The sequence below is a fragment of the bacterium SCSIO 12741 genome (assembly GCA_024398055.1).
In the GTDB taxonomy this organism is placed as follows: Bacteria; Bacteroidota; Bacteroidia; order Flavobacteriales_G; family Salibacteraceae; genus SCSIO-12741.
In genome coordinates this window covers 4,011,560-4,033,884 of the sequence record CP073749.1, presented here as the reverse complement: position 1 = coordinate 4,033,884, position 22,325 = coordinate 4,011,560, and the positions used below count along the sequence as shown (strand labels likewise).

Annotated in this window: 14 protein-coding genes; 13 read left to right on the top strand and 1 reads right to left on the bottom strand. The window is 43.4% G+C overall.

Annotated features, from left to right (window positions below; translation table 11 throughout):
• The first annotated feature begins 104 nt into the window (after positions 1-104).
• Entirely contained in the window at positions 105-1,697 is a 1,593-nt protein-coding gene (locus KFE98_17235; protein UTW61734.1) for a hypothetical protein, read from the top strand.
• On the top strand, positions 1,694-2,530 hold the full coding sequence (locus KFE98_17230; protein ID UTW61733.1) for a tetratricopeptide repeat protein: 837 nt from the start codon (positions 1,694-1,696) through the stop codon (positions 2,528-2,530). Before KFE98_17235 ends, KFE98_17230 begins: the two co-directional genes overlap by 4 nt.
• A 66-nt stretch (positions 2,531-2,596) precedes the next feature.
• Here KFE98_17230 and KFE98_17225 read toward each other — a convergent pair whose 3' ends face one another.
• On the bottom strand, positions 2,597-3,085 hold the full coding sequence (locus tag KFE98_17225; protein ID UTW61732.1) for a DUF1842 domain-containing protein: 489 nt from the start codon (positions 3,083-3,085) through the stop codon (positions 2,597-2,599).
• A gap of 340 nt (positions 3,086-3,425) precedes the next feature.
• On the opposite strand from KFE98_17225, the gene KFE98_17220 reads away from it, so the two are divergent.
• The 11 genes from KFE98_17220 (at position 3,426) to KFE98_17170 (ending at position 22,324) form a co-directional block, all read left to right on the top strand.
• A complete protein-coding gene (locus KFE98_17220; GenBank protein ID UTW61731.1) occupies positions 3,426-5,867 on the top strand; it encodes a T9SS type A sorting domain-containing protein in 2,442 nt (813 codons plus the stop codon).
• 298 nt (positions 5,868-6,165) lie between these two features.
• Positions 6,166-6,516 carry a hypothetical protein gene (locus KFE98_17215; protein ID UTW61730.1) on the top strand — a complete coding sequence of 117 codons (351 nt, stop codon included), beginning with the start codon at positions 6,166-6,168 and terminating at the stop codon, positions 6,514-6,516.
• Between the two features lie 98 nt (positions 6,517-6,614).
• Positions 6,615-8,729: a tetratricopeptide repeat protein gene (locus KFE98_17210; protein ID UTW61729.1), complete on the top strand. Its 2,115-nt coding sequence runs from the start codon at positions 6,615-6,617 to the stop codon at positions 8,727-8,729.
• The gene (locus tag KFE98_17205) at positions 8,695-9,303 is read left to right on the top strand and encodes a response regulator transcription factor (GenBank protein ID UTW61728.1); all 609 of its coding nucleotides are present in this window, start codon (positions 8,695-8,697) and stop codon (positions 9,301-9,303) included. The genes KFE98_17210 and KFE98_17205 overlap by 35 nt, the downstream gene beginning before the upstream one ends.
• 203 nt (positions 9,304-9,506) lie before the next feature.
• A complete protein-coding gene (locus KFE98_17200; GenBank protein UTW61727.1) occupies positions 9,507-10,490 on the top strand; it encodes a caspase family protein in 984 nt (327 codons plus the stop codon).
• 4 nt (positions 10,491-10,494) lie between these two features.
• Complete coding sequence (locus KFE98_17195; protein ID UTW61726.1) at positions 10,495-11,523, top strand: hypothetical protein; 1,029 nt, start codon at positions 10,495-10,497, stop codon at positions 11,521-11,523.
• A 54-nt stretch (positions 11,524-11,577) separates the two neighbouring features.
• Positions 11,578-13,275 carry an SAVED domain-containing protein gene (locus KFE98_17190; protein UTW61725.1) on the top strand — a complete coding sequence of 566 codons (1,698 nt, stop codon included), beginning with the start codon at positions 11,578-11,580 and terminating at the stop codon, positions 13,273-13,275.
• Positions 13,276-13,298: 23 nt separating this feature from the next.
• Positions 13,299-14,339 (top strand): hypothetical protein, encoded by a 1,041-nt coding sequence (locus KFE98_17185; GenBank protein UTW61724.1) that lies wholly within the window; start codon positions 13,299-13,301, stop codon positions 14,337-14,339.
• A 10-nt stretch (positions 14,340-14,349) separates the two neighbouring features.
• On the top strand, positions 14,350-16,035 hold the full coding sequence (locus tag KFE98_17180) for a DEAD/DEAH box helicase (GenBank protein UTW61723.1): 1,686 nt from the start codon (positions 14,350-14,352) through the stop codon (positions 16,033-16,035).
• A gap of 113 nt (positions 16,036-16,148) precedes the next feature.
• Positions 16,149-19,454 carry a hypothetical protein gene (locus KFE98_17175; GenBank protein ID UTW61722.1) on the top strand — a complete coding sequence of 1,102 codons (3,306 nt, stop codon included), beginning with the start codon at positions 16,149-16,151 and terminating at the stop codon, positions 19,452-19,454.
• A 2-nt stretch (positions 19,455-19,456) separates the two neighbouring features.
• A complete protein-coding gene (locus KFE98_17170; GenBank protein UTW61721.1) occupies positions 19,457-22,324 on the top strand; it encodes a DEAD/DEAH box helicase in 2,868 nt (955 codons plus the stop codon).
• Position 22,325: the final 1 nt, after the last annotated feature.

The following is a 22,325-nucleotide window of genomic DNA, read 5'->3' as shown; positions in this document are numbered from 1 at the left end:
AGTAAGTTAATCATTTTTAATCCTTTGAGACTCCGACTCAGAATAATAAGTCTAAAGCAGAATGGCTTATCTTTGGTAGATATCCGAACCCAAACCAATATTCCGTGCTGCGAATTCTAAAAAACGGTATTTTGCTTCTTTGGCTTCCGCTAACCGGGCATTCTCAAGACTTAGTAGAAACGCTTTTGGTCACCGATACCAAAGACTCTCATTTGATCAACACCTACTCTCCTGCTATTGATATCGATGGGAACTACTGCTTTGATCTGGATCTTGGTGACGATCATTTTTTCATTACCAAGGATGATACCTTAGGACCACTCCCCTACATTTCTAAGAGTTATGGTAGTGGCGGTGAGTTTACCCATACCAAATCCTATCGGCAATCGGAGGATGAGCCCTGGTATTTTAAAAACGGCAAAGGGACGAGCTGGTATGGACCGGTAAAAGGAAAGGAAAAGGAGAATGAAGCTGGTGCCAGTTTAAACGGTATGTCTGTGGTAGTGGAATACCACGATTCTGTTTTCTACTATGCCAATAACCGATTGACGAGCAAGGTCCCAAAGGAAGCCAGTAATTGGAGTATAGAAGACGCTTGGGTTTGGATGGCCTCGGATGGCGAGTTCATCAACCAAAAGCTTGAAAATGGTGGATATCGGCTCTACCTCAATGATAGCATACTCCTTCACGAATCAGAAAATGACTATTACAAGCTGCGCCTAAATTCGAAAGGAGACTATCTCTTTGCCGAAGGGCGAAAACCCGGACCCAAGGAGCCCTACGACTATGATTATATGTTTTTTCTTCATACTCGAGACAGTGTATTTGGTCCTGTGAGAACAGAGTGGAATTGCTACCTTCAGGAAGATGGAGCCTACTACTTCAGCGGCGATGATGCTGGCCCCGAATATATTCTAATCAACAACGATTTTTACCGGGACCTACGTGGTATTAAAAACATCACTCTTCGAGGCCCGAAAAGTTACTTATTCACTTATATCAAGAAGAATCAAAACTATGTTTGCGTCAATGGAAAGAGTTATCCCATTCCCTATGACCAAATCACCTACCCCAGTTTGGATGAACAAGGAAACTTTGCTTTTTACGGTGAGCGGGATTACTACTTGTACAAATTTGTTAATGGCCGGGAAATAGCCGATCCTATATCCAAATACGGCGTAAGACCCATGCCTCTGCACATCGATCCTACGGGGCACTCCACCCATGTTTTTCGTACAGACGACTCCGTTTATTTCTACCAGGACGATTCCCTACTCTTTCGTCCTTTTGCGAAGCAGGAAGTAAAATTTGAAAACGGTCGTGACATCCTAGGTATCTACGGAGATAAAGACCGGCCCAATCAAGTGAACTACCTTGGATATATAGAACTCGACGGAGCCGGATATTGGCTGAATAACAACACCTTTTCTCGTCCCATGCTTCCTGCTCTCCAAAAAAGCTGGGACCCCAATCCCAAAAAGGGCGAAATTGAAGCCGCTGGGATCTCTGAGAAAGGCTTTTACATCATTCAACGTACAGGCCGAGGTAAATGGATCATCAACCTAAATAACCAACACTACCTGGAGCTGAAAAAAGTAGATCAACTCACAGCGGATAATTTTTACCTCGAAGCCGATCGCTTTGTTTGTTACGGCTTTAGAGGATTGTCTTTGTACCGATTTGAATGGAAATTATGAAACGATTAGTCTTACTGCCGATGCTCTGTGTATCCGTAATGATATGGGCACAAAAAATGCCTTCCGACTATTTTCAGGAAGGAGCCGTTATGATGGAAGGTGGCAATCCCCAAAAGGCCATCGAGTCTTTTAAGTATATCGTTGATCATCACAAAAGCAACGACATTTACCCTAAAGCCTACTACAACCTGGGGTATTGTTACTATGAGAACCGGCAATACGACAAAGCCAAGGTCATTTTTCGGGATATTCTCAACCAGGGCTTTAATGAAAAAGACCCGCTGAATGGCGGCCTGATGGACGAACCCTACGCCAACTACAAACACCGCTCCTCTCGCCTGCTCTACCAGCTTTATTTTGATCAGGAAGAATACGACAGCGCCCTGCATTACTTAGCCGTAGCAGATACCGTCCACACCTACAACCACTTTTGCGGAAATGCCCATGCCCAAGCCTCCGTGCACACCGCCGTGAATTATGCGGTAATCTATGAACGAATGAAGGACTTTGATCAGGCTGAAGCGGTTTTACTTCCTGAGGTCATCAATGAATTCGCCAATACTCAACCCATCGTGGAGGAATTGGAAAAGCTTTATGAAGTTCGAGACGATCGCACCTCCTTAAAAACCCAATTGGATCAAGCGATTGATAGCATCTATACCGTGGAAGAAAAATGGAATGATCGTACGTATACCAACTACTGCTTGAACTTTCACGGAACGGAGATTGAAGTTATTTCCCGCGGATCGGATCATGATAAGGACGAGGCCATGAAAAGAGCCGCTACCCTGGTTAGGGAATCCGGATTTTATAAAATGGTGGAATCTTTGTAGTTAGTTGAAAATCAAAAAAAATCTACCCGGACCAGGATAATCCGGGTAGATCGATTTTACCGAGAATCAGGATACTGCCTCGGAGTTTGCATTTTTCACTGCATCGGCCAGCTGGGCGGAATTGCCAACTTGATCTTCTGCGACGTTTACTGGTACAGGACCTACCTTTTCCCACTTACCATTGCGGAGGTATTCGAATACAGCAGTCCCCGATTGCCAATCTTCTTCCAAAGACATTCTTAGCTTCAGGTTAGTCACCATCATCGGAACTCCATGCACTAAGATAGGAGAAGGCCCTTCACCTGTAGCTACCACCAAAATGTTACAGGAATTCATTGTGCACATGTAAGAATAGTCACCTTTGATTTGGGAATATTCACTTAGTGGAGGATTGGTGGATTGACCTAAGTGTCCTACTCCGGTCACTTTTTGATCCGGTGTATTCACCAATAAAGAAAGGTTCAATTGTACCCCGCCTGGCATTCCGTTACCAACTCGGTAGTTGACCAGGAATAACCCTACAGATGATCCTTGCCCGTTTTCATTGTTTGACATGATAGTTTAGTTTAAAATAGTTTGATGTAAAAATACTGAAGCCAGGTTTTAGCCACAACCCGCCCATACAACCTAAAAATCATTAAAACGCTAACTATCAGCCAATTAAATTCAAATTAATCGATCTAATAAGGGTATAAATACCTGGAAAAATGGGTAGATTTCACTGGTTAAATCGAACCTCTGAATACCTCAACGATCGCCTCATTCCAATTGAAACTGAAGCCTTTTTATGAATTTCACAAAGTATTTCATGTCATTCACAAAAAAACGGCTCATCCCATAGGATAAACACCTCTATTACAAGGGGCTGCCGATTATTTTTGCCCGAAATGGTAGTATGAAAATCAATTCGTTAGCCCTACTCACCTTCCTTCAACTGTTTATTATCCATCAGGCCATGGCCCAGAAATTCTCAAGCCAGGGTTTCCTTGTTCCGGATACGGTATGTGTGAGTGATAGCTTCGACATTGTTTCTTCCAATGCTCCAGAAGCGTCCTACCTATGGACCTTTTGCCAACCTGATTTTAGCCAAAACTTTACCCAGACATCCATTGGTAACCCCGGATCACAGCTCAACACCTGCAACAATGGTGACTTGATTTTTGATGGGACGAATTACTACCTGTTCATCACCAACTACAATGGAAATATTATCCGATTGGACTTTGGCAACAGCGCCTTAAATACTCCAACAGCAACCAACATTGGCAATCCGGTTACTGGATCCGATCGATTGGCCGGTGTACAGATCGTGAAAGACAATGGGAATTACTACCTATTTTACGTAGGCCGCGGATGTGGACTTACCCGACTGGATTTTGGCAACAACCTAACCAGCACACCTACCGTGAATCAACTCGGAAGCTTGGGCATGAGCTGGCCTCATGAAATGGTCATTCTAAAAGAAAATGGATCCTGGTATGGCTTTGTCATCAACCGGTTTAACTCCAAAGTAACCCAATTGAACTTTGGAACAAGCATCACCAATACTCCAACCCGAACAGACCACAGACCTTCAGGTGCAGGAATGAGCCAAAGTAGAGGCCTCACCCCCATTAAGCACAATGGAAACTGGTACATTTTTGTAACCAACCTCAACAACACGCTATCCCGTTTTGATTTTGGAAATTCTTTGAACAACACACCAACGGCGAGCAACTTTGGCAATCCGGGAAATCGACTAAAAAACCCGCTTAGCCTGGTGTTTTTGAAGGACTGTAGCAACATTTACGCCTATGTAGCCAATGAATCCGGTGGAGCCATTACCGAATTGAAATTCAACGCAACCCTGGATACCATTACAGCCACGAAAAATTTGGGTAACCGGGGCATGTTTAACCATCCCACCTCTTTTATACCGCACACCGAGAATGGTAACCTTTACCTCTTTCTGTCAGATTGGGGAAATAGTTCCATTTATCGACTCAACGTAACCACCTGCACCGGAACGATAGCTAACCAAAGCAAAAAAGAGCCTAAAAATCTGGTTACCACCCAAACAGGAACTCTGCCCCTCACCCTTCTTCGGGATTTTGGACTACCCCATCAAGAAACAGTCTGTGAGAATTTGACTGCCGCGGTTTGCTGTTTTAAGTCTACCGTAGACACCGTTGATGCCTGCCAGAGCTACATCTGGAATGGCCAAACCTATACCTCCAACAATTTCACCGATCAAGATACCATTCGTACAGCCGCCGGATGCGATTCCATTGTCACCCTTAATCTAACCATTCACCAACCCGATTCCACGGTGGATGTCATTCAATCCTGTGGATCTTATACCTGGAATGGTGTGACCTACACCAAGGACAACTTTGGCGCCAAAGACACCTTGATCAATCAAAATGGTTGCGATTCTGTGGTTACCCTTTCCCTAACCATTTACCAGCCTGATTCATCAGTAGAAACCATTCAATCCTGTGGATCTTACACGTGGAAAGGCACTACCTACACCAGCAGCAACTATACCGACCAAGACACGCTTCAAACCTCCCATGGCTGTGACTCTATCATTACCTTGAACTTGACCATTCACCAAGTGGATTCAACGGTAGATGTCATTCAATCCTGCGGTTCTTACACCTGGAATGGAGTAACCTACACCAGCGATAACCATACGGCCCAGGACACACTGGTTGGACGATATGGTTGCGATTCCGTAGTTACCCTCAACCTCACCATTGTTGAATCAAAACATACGGTTGATTCCATCAGTGCTTGCGACAGTTACACCTGGAATGGAACCACCTATACCTCCAGTAACTACACTGCCAGTCATACCCTATCAAGTCATCAGGGTTGTGATTCTGTGGTTCAATTGGCGCTCACCCTTCACCACAGCCAACAAACCACCGATTCCATTACGGCCTTTAACACCTATACCTGGAACGGCGTAACCTATTCAAGCAGCAATTACACAGCTATGGACACCCTAACCGATATTCACGGGTGTGATTCAGTAGTGACCTTGGCCCTGACCATCATCATCAATAGCACCGGAGAAGCTCATAATCATTCCAACAAAACACTTCAGCTCTACCCTAACCCAACATCCGGTTTAGTACACCTGAAAATGGCCAATATGCCATCCGGATCTTATACACTGGCCATATACAATATGATTGGCGCCATTGTGCATCAACAGGAAGTAATGGTTGACGCTCGTGAGCAAGTGTTGGATTTGGATCTTCGATCCGTTCCTAAAGGGAAGTATTGGATTCGGGTGGAGGGAGCATCCGGATCGACTATACCTCAAGTGGTGGGTGTTTTGGTTCGGTGAGAAGTAATCTTTTCAACCTCTGAATTAGCAATTCCATCTGGTTATTTGATTACTACCATTTCCAAATTCCTGGCTTAAATAATTCAAATTACCGCGATCCTCCGTTGATACTATCTGAACAATTATTTCTTTGATAATGCGAATTATTCTGTGGTTTCCAAAAGTCAATCTACTGCGAGAACAGAGTCTTTAGATTCAAGAATTCATTGACTAAAATGTCAAAAAATTCAAGGTATTTTGGGATTGACGATTGGCTATTGAGATCGGAACTTTGGTGTTCACTTTTAAAATTACTATTATGAGTAACATCATTGCGAGCATTGTTTTATGCGAGAATCAAAATTTGGCCAACGACTATTGGTTGGAAATCGAGTTGAGTAGTCCTCATGAACATGAATATCAAGCGAAAAGAAGCCATTCAAGTGGCCCTTTCACTAATGATATTCTTGACTTAGAAGTTGATATGACCCAAAATCCATCGGCACCCGAGGATTTTATTGTTGATTTAGGGGTACTGGAAATTGATGAAGAGGACGGAGTAATCAATATTGATTTACTCGACGAAACCGATAATTCTGTGGGATCAGGTAGTGTAGATGTAAAACATGCTACACAAAAAACCCGACCGGGAGCATTTTCACCTGCCTAATCAATGATCGACCCATCACTTCATGACCAATCAGGATGGGTCGATTTTGTTTTTCTTCAATCCACACTACCTTTACTTCCTTGAAAGACCTTAAACTAATGAAACTTATTGGAATATGCCTATTTCTATTCACTATCGGTATAGCTAATGCAAATCGTCAAGGGGATAGTCTAAAAGCTATAGAATACTCTGACCTAGCCTTTCATTACCAGGACATTGACCCTGATTCCTCCCTACGATATGCGCGACTAACCCTCGAATTATCCAATCGTTGGAATTGGCTTCAGCTGCAAGCATACAGCCTGTCGGACATCGGAAATTATTACCGATTACAAGAAGACTTTCCTTTAGCAAGAGAGTATTATACTCAGAGCTTGAACATTCGCCAAAAAATTGGTGATACCAACGATATGGCAAGCGCTTACAAGCATTTAGGTTCTATGTACCGCCAATGGGGACTATACGACTCATCTGAATACTATTATTACAAGGGATTATTGCTCACTTCTGAGAATAACCGATATAGTCGAATGTATGGTATTATCGAAAATGATCTGGCTATGACCCTTATGGATCAAGGCAAGTATCAGGATGCTGAGGATAAAATTATATCTGCTTTAGGAATAGCCAAAGAACATAAGGATAGAACGGTTTTAGCACAACGATATCATACACTAGCTAATCTCTATCTGGTAATAAATCGGTTTCAATGGGCCGAAGAGTATTATTTGATGGCCTTAGAAATTTACCAAGCTGAAGGAAATCTTCAAGGGCAGATTGACGTGCTAATTAATCAAGCCGGAGTCTATTTGAACTTAGATGAAAATGAACAAGCCATACCACTACTGACCGAAGCCATTTTTTTATCCGACTCATTGGGATTATTAGATAATCGAGCTGTCATTTATAATAACTTAGGGTTAGCCTACCTAAAATTGGGGAATCTCTCTGAAGCAGAACCATTTTTGGAGAACGGTCATCTTTTGGCCATAAACACAGGTAACCACAGAACTCAATTACGCACTGGCTTCAATTTAATTCGATTGTATTTACAATTCGACGAGGTAACAAGAGCTTCAAACTTGGTCGAAGAATTGGATAAAATAGTACGTCAAAAAGAGTATATCGCTTTTCTTCCCGAATTCCTGGCGCTAAAATCCCAGGTACTGAGTGAGCACGGGAATTTTGAAAAGGCTCTAAGAGTCCAGCTTGAGTATGAGAAAATTAGAGATAGCCTTGAACTAGTCATTGACCAATCTCAGCAATCACTGATTAGGAACGAAATCTATGAACGTGAACATAAATTACATCTTCAAGAAAAGAAAACAACGATCGCCGAAAAAGAGACTGCAGAACTTAAGAACTCCCTACTGCTGTCAATTACTCTGCTCCTATCCATATTATTCATTGGTTACATAATTATGCAATGGCGAATTCAGAAATCGGAACGAGAGAAAAAAAAGAGCGAGCAACAGTTTCTTAAACTAAGGAATCAAGTTGATGTTAAATTACTGGAGTCTTATCTCAAAGCAAGCAAAGACACAGGAACTCGTATCGGAAGAGACCTACATGATAAATTAGGAAGTAAACTGGCCGTTGTTCAGTTCTCCTTGGAGGGCATGCGTAAACTCAACAACGATCCCAGGGAATTGGATAAACGATTTGTCGAAGCTGAACAATTACTGGATGAATCTTGTAAGGATCTACGATTAATCGCTCATGATCTACTGGACCAACAGCTTGAAGACCGCGAACTCGAAACAGAATTAAAAAATTACATACGTATCATCAATGATCTGGATATCGTGGATGTTTCATTTTCATCCAGTAACATACCCACTCAAATTGATGAGGCGATAAAGCAAAATGTGGTTGCACTAACTCGATTATTCGTAGAAAATGTTTTCCGTCATGCACAGGCGGCTTCACTCCAAATCCATTTAAAGTTTGAAAACAATCAAATTTTGCTTGAGATAAAAGACGACGGAATAGGGTTTAAACATTCTAATAACTCGCAGGGATGGGGTTTAAAAAATGCCCAAAACCGCGTGGAACAACTTGGGGGCAAATCAACCTGCTATCCCATCCTGGCAATGGCACTCAAATTAGCATCATCATTCCCCTATCAACTGACAAATCATGATACACGTAGCACTTGCAGACGACCATCAAATGGTTTTGGATGGACTCGTTCGAATTCTAAAGGATTCTGAAGAAGAAATTCGAATCACAGGATTAGCACTTAACGGTGAGGAGGCACTCGAAATAGCCAAAACACAAAACGTTGATGTCATGGTACTCGATATAGGTATGCCCGGCATGCGAGAAGCTGCGTCTACACTCAAAGAGTTAACTGAAAAGCATCCAGATATTCAAGTCTTAATTCTATCCATGTATGTTGATCGAGAGCGAATAATGATGATGATCCAAAACGGCGCTAAAGGGTATTTGCTTAAAAATCAAAGTGGAAGGAAAGTTGTTGAAGCCATCAAGACACTGGCAGCCGGAAAGCGCTATTTTTCAAGGGAGGTAAGGGATACCTGGTTCGATACCGAGTTTCCTGACGATGAGGATAGAATTAAAGAAATCAAACTTTCTTCTCGTGAAGAAGAGGTACTTTATCTCATTACTAAAGGGTTACCTACAAAACTTATTGCAGACGAGTTAAACCTCTCACCCGCTACGATTGAAACACATAGAAACAAATTGATGAAAAAAACGGGTTCCAAAAACGTTCAAGATTTGGTTCGATTTGGTGTAATCAATGGTTACTATAATCAAGATTAACCCACTCTTATTCTCATCTCCGCTTAAGTTTACCTAACCAACCTCTTTTCCTTCGAATTCATCTCCATTTAAGCTGATAATGGTATTCATGGATGAATCAATTCTCAACCATCCCAAAATACCTTGAAATCAACACACACCGCTGCTTTACTGATAGTTACAGTTGTAGATTTGAGTTTTAATCACTCAAAAACGGCTGATAAATGCACAAAAATTTCACTCAAAAAACGCTTAGCGTAGGGATAAATAAGTACGAGTTTACCTCTTCGCTTAGTTGCTGTGTTAATGATGCTACAGAAGTAGCACACCTGCTTAAGCGGCATGCAAATGGAGATGTAAACTTTGACGATGTTGTCCTTAAGAAAAATTCAAGGAAGGAAAAGGTTGAATATGCCTTGGATAATCTTTTCTCTGATGTTCGGGGTTGCAATCATGTACTCTTTTTCTTTTCAGGTCATGGATACAGAACTGAAAATGACGTCTATCTGGTTTGCAGAGACAGTTCATTGGAAGATCCGGGTATTAGCCTGGTTCAATTGATGAATCGAATAAATAAATCCTCAATTCCTTCTATAACGGTAATTCTGGACTGTTGTCATGCCGGATTTATAGGAGATACCGAGAAAAACTCCAACCCAATGAATGGGTCATTTCCTGTTTCATGTATTCGCGAAAACGTTACCCTACTAGCTGCTACCACTGGGCCTGATGTTGCTGGAGAGGATCGAATCCATGGGCTATTCACTAAAGCGCTACTTTATGGTTTGCAAGGAGCGGCAGCAGACCTCTTTGGACAAATTACGCCTGCCTCATTATACGCTTTGGCGGATAGTTATTTTACAGCCGGTCAGCAGCGCCCTTTATTCAAATCCAATTCTACCAACTTAAATACCCTTCGCTTGGGACATGCCATTCTGGATCATCAAAGTATTAGAGAATTGAAGAACAAGCGTTTTCATCTGGAACGAAAGGATCCCGTACAACTATATCCTCATGAAGTATGTATAGATCTCAAAAAGACCGATAAAATTCAGCGATTTGAACAGCTTATTCAATACCAACGGGCTGGATTGATTGAATGTCCAAATAACAATTCCATCTACTTATCAGCCTTATTAAAACGCCCCTACCAACTCAGTGCATTGGGCAATTTTTACTTAGAACTACATAATCACGAAAAAATTTAACCACATGAAAGTATCCACCCATTCCACCATCCACAAACGCATGAAATGCTTTGTGGATTTCATTGCCCCAGAAAAAGAAAAACGGGACAAAATCAAACAACAATCGGCTGAAATCCGAGCCTGCATTGAAAAACATGCCAAGGAGGACGGTTATACCATCGCTTCCTCTGCCTATTCAGGATCATTTGCCAAGAAAACCGGGTTGCGTCGGTACTTACTCGGCAAGGATGAAGTAGAAGGTCAGGACATTGATATTGTATTTTTATTAGAAGATAAGGACAAAGATGGGAACGCTTTAGACTGCATGATTCATCGATTTAAAGGCTACCTCAAAAAATGCTACCCAGACTCAGAAATAAGTAACACCAAGAGCTCCGCCACCATTCATTTTACCGGTTCCAAACAAAATTTTGATGCTGTTCCGCTAATCAAAACGAATCGAGAGAATATTCAAAAACTAATCCGAACCGAGGGAACAGATAGACAATCATCGGCCCAAAAACAGGTAGAATTCATCAGAAAGCGCAACCGGTCGAGCAATGAAGTCGAAGGCGTGGTACGTTTTAATGACTGCCTGCGGCTGGTGAAGTGGTGGCGGTATCATATGCAGAGTGAATCGGATGTCTTTGGAAACCATGAAGGAGATAAAAAGGTACCTAGTTTTTTGCTGGATCTACTTTGTGCCAAAGCTTATGACAAATTAGGAGTTAAAGCAACTTATGCCGAGACTCTTTTCGAGTGGTTTGATTATCTAACTGAGGTAGTCCGCGATGGCCTTCCCGTTGTATTTGGTAATCATCAACCTTCGGATACCTGGAACTGGGAAGTTATAGATCCCATGGATCGTTCAAACAACATTGCCGAGGACTGGTGCATATGTGAAATTGACGAGTTAACATACTGGCTTAATGATTCAGCCAATCAAATTTCTAATGCCATCGCAAGCGATTCCCTCAAGAATGACTCTGAAAGCCTGTTATACCTGACCTTCCTTTTTGGAGATTCCATTAAAAATCAATGCAAAAACGTGTAAATCAATTAAAATGAACACCACTCTCCCCCTGGACTAATAATCCTAAAACACTCCGTGATTGGCGAAATAACAGATCAAGAAATCAAAGAAGCTTTACCCGATACCTGGAAAGCCTTGCCGTGGCAACCGGTTAAAATTGAACCGATCAAATTGGAACTTGGTGAGGCTAAGGACATTCATTGGCCAACTTTATTGGTTCAACAAAACAAACTGTTTGATGAAAGAGTGCTCCCCGTGTTGGAGGATTATCCCAACTATCAGATTTGTTACTTCGGATTAGCCCCAATCCCTTTGGCCATTCATTTAGGAACTCGGGTGCAATCCTACCGTCCCGTAGAAGTTTTCCAAAAACATCATGATGCCAAAGATTGGCGATGGTCAGAGGGTCAACTCGACGAACCTATCCTCAAGGAAGTTCCAGAAGAACGAAACAAGGCTGAAGGGCCCGTAACCATTCGCTTTGGGACCCGATTCGAGATTCACCTGGAAGACATTGAGGCTGCAGTGAGTCAATCTAACAAAGATCTCGAAATTGCCCCTCCCAATCGAGGCGGTGATGTGTTTGTTTCGTCAGAGCATTTGTCGAAGTATGCCGGGGCCTTTAGGGACCTATTGGACAAAATAGTCTCAAACCTGCCCAGGGTAAAAGACATTCATCTATTTGCCGCCATTCCAGTGGGCATGTCCTTTAAATTGGGGCAGGAAATAAGCCCAACAGCACATCCCTTTGTGCATGTTTATGAATTCGCTCGAGACAAATCTCCTCACTATCAATTGGCCTTTACGGTCAATCAAGAGCTTAATGCTAAGCTGCTGGAAATAGCTCCAAAGGAAAAGGAGCATTTTAAATCTCTGAGATTAGCCCTGCGGGAGGATGTAGAATCGTATAAAAATGAGATTGTAGAAAAGCATGGTCAACAGGCCAAACACTGGTTCAAGGATATAGCTCCCGATAACAAATCCAATTTCCAATCCTTTCAAGCCGCGTATTGGAACTCGCTAAAACCCATTCAGGAGTTGAATCTGGATTTTAGTTATTTGGACCAAAATCACTCTTCAAAGTCAGAAGAAAACTACTACTTCTTTACGGACGCTTTTATGAAGGCCCTTAGGGAAGAATTGCCTCAGGAAGACAACCGTAGATTGGCCATCAGACTCTTTAGTCTAGGTGAATCTGCATTACGTCATTTTCATAAAATTCAATCCGAGAAATTACGCTATTGGAATCTGTATCCCAAAGTACTGGAAGAAGCTGTTTATCAATCTGATGTATACGCGTTAATTCACTGGATATTCTTTGACCGCATCCTGGTTGATTCACCTGCCGAGCAGCTAATTCGTTCGATTGATGTTTTACTCTCAACCCTTTGGGCTTTTGACCGAGCCAATGGCCGGATTCAAAAAATGGAGGTCCACCGTGTAAACCGATACCTGATTTGGTACTATTTACGTGAACGAGTCCAGGCAGACCGTTCTATAAACCTAAACCAGTTTCTCGACTTGCTTGCTCAAAAGCCCATTCTGGAATTGCGGATGAATGCCAAAACCGATACCCGAAATAAGGTTGTCTACGATTTCACCGCGCAACAGAAAGACATCGGGCTATCCATTTTACATAACGGAATCGCTCGATCTTTTGCTCATGAAGAAGGGTTCTTTCCTCTGCAGAACCTGATAGATGGATTTCAGAATCAAGAGGCCAATCAGATCAAAGAGGTCATACAATCTCTGGTAGAAAGTAAGCTTCAATAAGCTCAACATCAATCCTTAAGCACATGAAAACTCCCAAAAACTCCCCCATCCAAAATCGATTCAACTGCTTCGTGCAATTTATCTCCCCGGATCCCAAACGGCGAAGAAAGTACGAACATAGAGCGAAGGAAATTATCGGGTATATCGAGAAGCGGTTAGCCTCTGATAGTTATACGCTTTCAGGATCTACATTGGCGGGATCATTTGCCAAAAAAACCGGACTCCGAAGACATCTGGAAGGCCCAAACGAAGTGGAAGGATTGGATATTGACCTGGTCTTTATTTTGAAGAACGAAGACCTTAAAGGAAAATCCCTTACTTCGATCATTCTGGTACTGGAAGAATACCTACGCGACCACTATCCTGATAGCGCTGTAGGTCATACAAAAAGCTCTGCCACAATCAGTTTTAAGGCGGATCGCCTCTCGTTTGACGTCGTTCCCTTGATCACAACGGAAAAACCCGGCGTGTTTCAACTGAACCGCACGGACCACCAATCCAGGCGATCGTCGGTAAAGGAGCATACCCGCTTCATCCAAGCACGAACCGCATGTAGCCAAGGAATGAATGAAGCTGTTCACTTTAACAACTGCCTTCGTTTGGTAAAATGGTGGCGTTATCAACGGCAAAGTGAGAAAGGCCTATTTGGCAATGGAAAAAACGATACGAAAGTTCCCAGTTTTCTACTCGACCTACTCTGCGCCAAGGCCTTTGACCGGGTAAAGGTAGCTCAGACTTATCCTGAAACCTTGTACAAATGGTTCGAATTCATTCAGGCCGAAATTGAACACCGTAAACCTGTTTTATTCACAAAGCATGTCAAAAATTATGACCTATCCCCTAACCAGCACTGGCATGTAATGGACCCCTTGGATAAATCCAACAATGTGGTTATGAAATGGAATATATCCAAGATAGACGAACTGGGCCGATGGTTTAAGGAATCCCTACCCCCACTAAAGAAAGCCATCCTTCTCGACAGAAAGGGCGAATACGATGAAAGCCTAAAACTACTGGTCAAGCTCTTTGGCCCCTCCATCAAAACTTATTGCAAACAAGCTTAAATCTTACCTCATGATCAACGTACTTAAACTTCGCAAGGCCATTATTGATAAATACCAGAGCTACGTAGAAAGCCTAATGGACATCCGCGATGACGAATTGCGGGCCAAGGCACAGCATATCATTGACAGTCAAAAACTTTGGCCAGACCCTTTACTCCAATGTAATCCCGGATTTAAGAATGGCGAATCAATCGCAGAACTTGTTGATCAGGACTTGCTTCACCCGGAAATGGACAAAATATTCGCCAAGTATATTCTCCGCAAACACCAATCCGAAGCTATTCAGTTAGGTGCACAGAACAAAGGGTTTATCGTGACTTCTGGGACCGGATCGGGTAAGTCTTTGACGTACTTAGGTACCATTTTTAATTCAGTGCTGCAAAGACCGGAAACAGAGAGAAAGGGTGTTCAAGCCATTATCGTATATCCTATGAATGCCTTGATCAACAGCCAGTTCGACTCAACAGAGGATTTAAAAAGAGAATATGAAGATCAGTACGGTAAGCATTCCTTTCCCATCAACATTAAAAAATATACGGGACAAGAAGACGATCAGGAAAAGAAGGAAGTGATCAGAAATCCTCCCCATGTCCTTTTAACCAATTACATGATGCTGGAACTGTTGCTTACACGAGCCAAAGAATCCGGTTTGAGCCAAGCTATTACCGATCAACTGAGGTTTCTGGTATTTGATGAACTGCACACTTATCGAGGACGACAAGGGGCTGATGTCGCCTTGCTCATTCGGCGCATAAAAGCTCACTCTAAACAAAAGGTGGTTTGCATTGGTACGTCTGCTACCCTTTCCTCAGGCAAACCTCAGGATCAGAAAAAGGAAGTAGCCAAACTGGGTCAACAATTGTTTGATGAAGTCTATACTCCAGAACAAATTATCGGTGAAACCTTACAAAAAAGAATACGACGACCTCTACCAGAGCAGGAGGAATTGCATCGATCTGTCAGCGAAGATTTATCTACTATCAAAGATGAAAAAGCTCTTTTGGATCACCCGCTGAGCTGCTGGATGGAGCAGCGAATAGCCTTACAATATTTTGGAGAAACCCATCAGTGGTTACGTGGTAAACCCCAAACGGTGAAGCAAATCGCTGATTTGCTTAGCCAGGACTCTGGACATGCCAAGGATTTTTGTGAAGAGCAACTCGATGTTTACCTCCAGGTTCTTCAACGTATTAATGAAAGTTTGCCTGAGCACAGGCATTTCCTACCCTTTCGGATTCACCAATTTATTCAGCAGACCGGACAAATCAAGGTAACACTCGAATCCCGGGGCAAACGAAGCATAGTTCAGGACGACAAACCCTTTGAGTACAAAGACGGGAAACGATTACCTCTGTTTACCGTCTGGTTTAATCGTCAATCAGGAACTCCTTATTTACCGGTAACCCTTGGTGACAAAGGAGTTATTCCCTGGGATGGTGAGTCTGACCCGAGTGAAGACTTTCCTGGAAAAAACGGCTATTTGATCCTGGAAGAGAATCCACAGGATCCCCTTTGGAGTGCAGAAAGAGAAAAAGAACTACTTCCGGATAGTTGGATGGAAACCAAAAAATCAGGTACATCCATCAAAAAAGAAAAAGCGATTTACCTGCCACAAAAGATTCATCTTAATTCATCCGGAACCAGGCAAAAAATGGAAAGTTCCCCCTACAAGCCTGGTTTCTGGCGGCACCACTAAAAATCGATCCGGTTTCAGGTATTCTATACCCATCTACCCTGCGCGATTACAACAAGCTTACTCAATTGGGAGGTGTTCATCGAACGCAAGCAACCACACTCCTCTCCTTAAGCGTGTTGGAACAGCTTGAAAATGAAGCTAATTCACGATCCATTCAAAAGGTATTGAGTTTTACCGATAACCGTCAGGACGCAGCTTTACAATCGGGGCATTTTAACGATTACATGCAGCAAATCTTCATTCGGTCTTGCCTCAATCAAGCTTTAATAGCAGCCGAACAAGAAGATGGATACCTGGACCACGCCACCATCGCTTCTCGTGTATTTGAAACTATGGAATTGAAGGAGGAAGATTTTGCCAAGGACCCTAACAAACACCACAAGTACATCCAGAAGAATGAGGAATGCTTTGAAACCTGGCTGGAGTATCAACTATTTGAGGACTTGTGCTGGTCGCAATCCTACTGGATGCCAGGACTGGAACAATGTGCCCTTCTCCGAATTCACTACAACTGTCTGGATGAAGTGTGTAAAGAAGAAGAACGCTGGTCTACCTCACGGTTATTAAGCCAAATGAATGAAGTGCAGCGTCTGAATTTTCTAACTCAGGTATTAAACTACTTCCGACACTCTGGTGCGATTGAATACTACACGTTAAGTGCTGAACAAATTCGGAGAAATGAAAAAGACTTTAAGGCCCGTTTACGAAAAGACTCACTATATAATCCAAAAGTTAAAATAAATGATCCCAGCTATCTAAGAATCAAACCTGCAAAAACCAAGAAAGCTTATACAAAAAGTGTTGGGTATAGAAGTCTATTCGGTTCTTATGTGAAGGAAAAATTAGTTGATTTCATCGGAAAACCCCTCGTAAAAGAGGAACTGGATCAGGAAATAGAATCGATTCTTGAATCCCTTGAAAAGGCCGGCTACCTCAGAGTCTTCCGTTTTAGTGATGTGCCCTTATATCGTTTGAGCGTTGAGAATATCCAGTGGTTTAAAGGAGATGGAAAAACAGTGGTTCCGGACGAAATTAGAATTCGAAGCAAACGACGTCAAAATACAGAGCCAAACACCTACTATCAAGCAGAATATCAGCGCAATCCAAAGGGATACAAGCAGAAAGTTTCTCGGGAGCATTCGGGACAAATCAAAGCAGACGAACGCAAAGATGTTGAAGACCAATTTAGAGAAGCCTCAGTCAAAGCACTGTTTTGTTCACCCACCATGGAATTAGGGATAGACATTCATGACCTCTGTGTGGTACACATGCGCAACGTTCCACCAAACCCATCCAACTACGCCCAGCGGAGTGGACGAGCTGGAAGAAATGGCCAAGGCGCCCTCATTCTCACCTATTGCAGCAACAACTCTGCCCATGACCGGCACTACTTCGAACATCGAGAGGATATGGTTTCAGGTACCGTTATTCCCCAAAAGCTGGATTTGATCAACCCTGAATTGCTCAAATCCCACATTCAATCGGTGTACCTGGCCCGATGCAACCTCAAGGAACTCAGAAGTTCGCTGGCTGAGGTAATGGACTTAAATGACCACAGCTTGCCTTTGTACGAAAACATTCAAGAGGGTTTAAAACTGGATGATCAAACCATTCGGGAGTTGGAAGTTTACTTTAAACGCGTTTTTTCAGGAATAGAACACCAACTCGAGCAAACCTCCTGGTACACCCCATCCTGGATATGGGATCAACTTAAAAACACACCAACGAGTTTCAACCAGGCTTTTAACCGCTGGAGAGAATTATACGAAGAAGCCAGGCATTCCAAAGAATTGGCATCTACGCGAATGCAACAAACGCGGCTGACCAAAAGCCACCAGGAATGGAAAGACGCTGATTATGAAGTACACCGCGATCAGCGTAAAATGGACCTGCTCATTAATAAAGGAGGTGGACATCAGGACTATTCAGAGTTTTACCCATATCGCTATCTCGCTGCCGAAGGCTTTTTGCCAGGCTACGATTTTACGAGATTGCCCTACCGTGTATTCCTTTACGGAGGTGAATCGGAAGGAGAATACATTCAACGTCCCCGATTACTTGCTCTTAGGGAATTTGGGCCTGAAAATTTTGTTTACCAAAAGGGTCAGAAATGGAAAATCCGCCAAATTCATGTCCCCTCCAAAAAGGAGAACAAACTGATCGAAACGGCTTTGATCAACAAAAACCTGGGCTACTTTCATCCGGATAGGGATCTAAAAAAGGACGTCTCTCAATTCTCAGGTAAAACGCTGCTATCCACCGATTTTGAAGAATACGGCAACCTCCTTAACATGCAGGACATGACGGCCAGGCAACAGCAAAGAATTTCCTGCCAGGAAAACGAACGGATGCGCAAGGGATATCAAATAGAGACCTATTTCTCTTACCACAAGTCTCAAGAATACAGCCAAAAACTGAACATACACGACGGAACTGATCACTTGATTACCGTTCACCTACTACCGGCTGCTGAATTGATTCAGGTGAATTGTGGTTGGAGAAAGAACAAAGGAGGAAATGGCTTTTTACTACAGACCAAGAGCGGCCATTGGAAATCGGTGAATCAATTGAAAGATGAAGATCCCAAGGTACTGGAATTGATTAAAGAGGTTAAACTCTATACCCAAATCACAGCAGACTGCCTCTACCTGGAACCGGTTCGCCAACTCAACCTGGATCGTAACGGCGTAATCACGCTAATGTATGCGCTTAAATTGGCCTTGGAGCGTCATTTTCAGGTGGAATCCAGGGAATTGGCGTGTACCCTTATGGGTGACGCTGAAATGCCCAACATTCTCTTTTATGAAGCTACCGAAGGCAGTTTGGGTATTCTCTCCCAACTTCTGGCCTCACCCGAAACTTTCAAAACGATTACTGAAGAGGCTTATGGCATCTGCCATTTTAGAGAAGGGAAAGACGTTCATCCTGAAGGAAACAAACACCAAGCTTCCTACGATGATCTTTTAAGTTATTACAACCAAAGACATCATTCCCAGATAGATCGCTTTAGCATCAAAAACATATTGGAACTGTTTCAAAAAGCCAACTACCAAAGCTTAACGGAGAACGGGCACTCTCCTTACGAGTCTCATTACCTCAAGCTGAAAAAGCAATTGGTAGAAATGGACCCCGATCTTGAGAACTTGGTCGATGAATTGCATACCCAGCGACGAAAGCTGCCTCAACACTTGCATTTTCGACCGGGTAATTGCAGTCAATCTTTTGCCTGTTACTTCTCCAATCAAGTGGGCATCCAACTTCATAATCCAGTCAGCTTGAAATGGGAGGACGACCCTCTCGATCAAAGTCTTCAATCCCCTGAAAATTTAGGAATTGAAGCCCTTACCCTGAAGCCGAATGATTCACCACAGGACTTCATTCGCAAGCACCTTCATTGTTTCCCCCTTCAAACAAACTAAACATGGACACGCAATTTAAACCTGGGACGCTCGTGAGTTTTTATGAGCGAGAATGGGTTGTTCAACCCTCCCAAAATGATGATGTATTACTACTAAAACCTCTTGGAGGCTCAGAAAAGGAGATCAAGGGAATCTATAAAAACCTATTCGATGAATGGAGCCTGGTAAAACGGGCCAGCCTTTCTTTACCCCAAGAGCATTCCATCGGAAGCTTTGCGTCTGCCCGACTCCTCTGTGATGCCGCCCGTCTCTCTTTTCGAAGCGGAGCTGGACCCTTTCGTTCCATGGGTAGACTCTCCTTTGAACCTCGCTCCTACCAGCTCGTACCGCTGATTATGGCGCTTCGCCAACAGACGATCCGCCTTCTGATTGCCGACGATGTGGGAATTGGTAAAACCATCGAAGCCTTGATGATCGTTCGTGAAAAGCTGGATCGCGGTGAAATTCAACGATTTGCCATTATCTGTCTACCCCATTTGTGTGACCAATGGCACCAGGAGCTCAAGGATAAGTTTGGAATTGATGCTACTCTAATTCGCTCGGGAACGGTGAAGAAACTGGAACGGGAATTAGGTCCCAACGAATCTCTTTTTGAACACTATCCTTTTCAAGTCATTTCTATCGACTACATCAAAGGCGAACGAAAGCGGGAAGTATTTCTCAATCATGTTCCTGAAATGGTGGTTGTGGATGAGGCGCATACCTGCGCGCAACCTTCGGGGGCTACTTCGAATCAGCAGCAACGGCATCGCCTCCTAAAAGCTATTAGCCAAAAGGAAAAACAGCACTTGCTCTTGCTTACCGCGACCCCACATAGCGGGAAACAAGAGGAATTTCAAAGTTTGCTCGGCTTACTTGATCCCAGTTTTGAGCCCGTAGACATTACCCAAGCCAAGCCTTCCTTTAAGAAAGAAATAGCACAGCACTTTGTACAGCGGAGGCGAAAAAACGTGGAAAAATGGATGGATGAGAAAACCCCCTTTCCCACTCGACTTCCGCTCGAACAGGCCTATATCCTATCACCTGCCTATCGAGCGGTTTTCCGGCAGGTTCTTCAATTGGCCAGAATGCTCACCAAACCGCAAAAAAACACCACCGAAGGGCAAAAAAGAATGCGCTATTTCCTGGCTATCGGGCTGATACGTGGTGTTATGTCCAGTCCAGCGACAGGTGAAACGATGCTTCAAAATCGATTGCTTAAAAGTCTGTCTCAAGAACAATTAGAAAACCTGGGCGACGAAGACATCAGTGCTTTATCCGATCACTCCATTCTCGATGGCGACTTCGACCACAGCGAAGATCAAGCACCCGCAGAATGGACACAGCGAACCGGGTTTACCTCCAGTGAACAAAAAGCGGTACTGCAATTGGGTAAGGCCGTATCCCTATTGAAAGGATGGGAACACGATCAAAAAGCGACTGCCGCAAGGGATGTTTTAAAGAAATGGCTAAGAACCGATAATACCATCGTTTTCTGCCGCTACATTCAGACAGCCAACTACCTGGGGGAATTACTTCAAAAGGAATGGAAAAGAATCGGTGGTAAAAAGGTAGAAGTGGCCATCATCACCTCCGAACTCAGCGACGAAGAACGTAAGGAAAGAGTCCACCAACTCAGCCAAAACCCTGATACCCGCAAGGTTATCGTAGCTACCGACTGCATGAGTGAGGGAATCAATTTACAAGAACATTTCTCAGCCGTGATTCACTACGACCTTCCCTGGAACCCCAACCGACTGGAGCAACGGGAAGGCCGGGTGGATCGGTTTGGGCAATCCAAAGATGAAGTAAAAGCCCTCCTCCTTTATGGCCAAGACAATCCTATGGATGGAACCGTACTTGAGGTGCTCCTACGAAAGGCACGTAAAATCCGTCAAGCCATTGGCATTTCTGTCCCTTTTCCAGATGATAGTAAAAGCATCATGGATGCTGTGTTAACAGCAGTTCTGTTGAAACCTCAAAAGAACGCTGATGAAAGTGTACAAACTCAATTGAACTTTGGTCAGGATGATGAGGTTCAAAAGATTAAACACCAGGTCAGTGAATCCTTCGAGCGGATGGAGGAACAAGAAAAACAGATCACCTCCATATTCGCTCAAAACAGTATCAAACCCAACGAACTGGCTCCCTACTTATGGGAAAGCAAAGAGGCCTTGGGTGATGCTGGTACCGTGGAACAATTGGTTAAAGCAGCCATGCCCTTGTTTGGCTGTTCGCTAAAACCATTGGAGAAAGGATTTGAGCTTAACTCGCAAAACCTTCCGGTTGACTTAAAGGAAAGCCTTCCCCATCCATCCAATTGTCGGCTTTCGTTTGCCTCACCCACTCCAAATTCATACACCTATATCGGCCGAAACCATCCCTTTGTAGAGCAACTGTGCCTCAAACTGCTGGATGGCGCCTTAAATGATTCTGAAAACCCCTTGGTTGCACGAGCTTCCGTGTTTAGAAGCAAACAAGTAGAACAACGCACCACCTTGTTTTTGCTACGCATCCGAAACGTAATTGCCAACAAAAAGGGCAAAAACGAACTGGTGGCTGAAGAAATGAAACTGTGGGGCTACGAAGGCCTTCCCCATCAATTTGACCCCGATCAGCAACTGAAGGCACTTGAACTACTACAAAACATTCAACCCTCTCAAAATGTGCCGGATAACATTCGGAAACAACAACTTAATATCGCGCTCCGGGATTACCAACAATTGAAGAATACCCTGGACAAACTGGCCCGCGAACGTGCCCAACACATGGTAACGGGCCACGAACAATTTAGAAAAGCAGTGACCGGCCACCAATACCAATCGGTGATCCCTGTACTTCCCCCTGATGTACTGGGTGTCTATATCATTTTACCCGAAATCACCCCTTAAT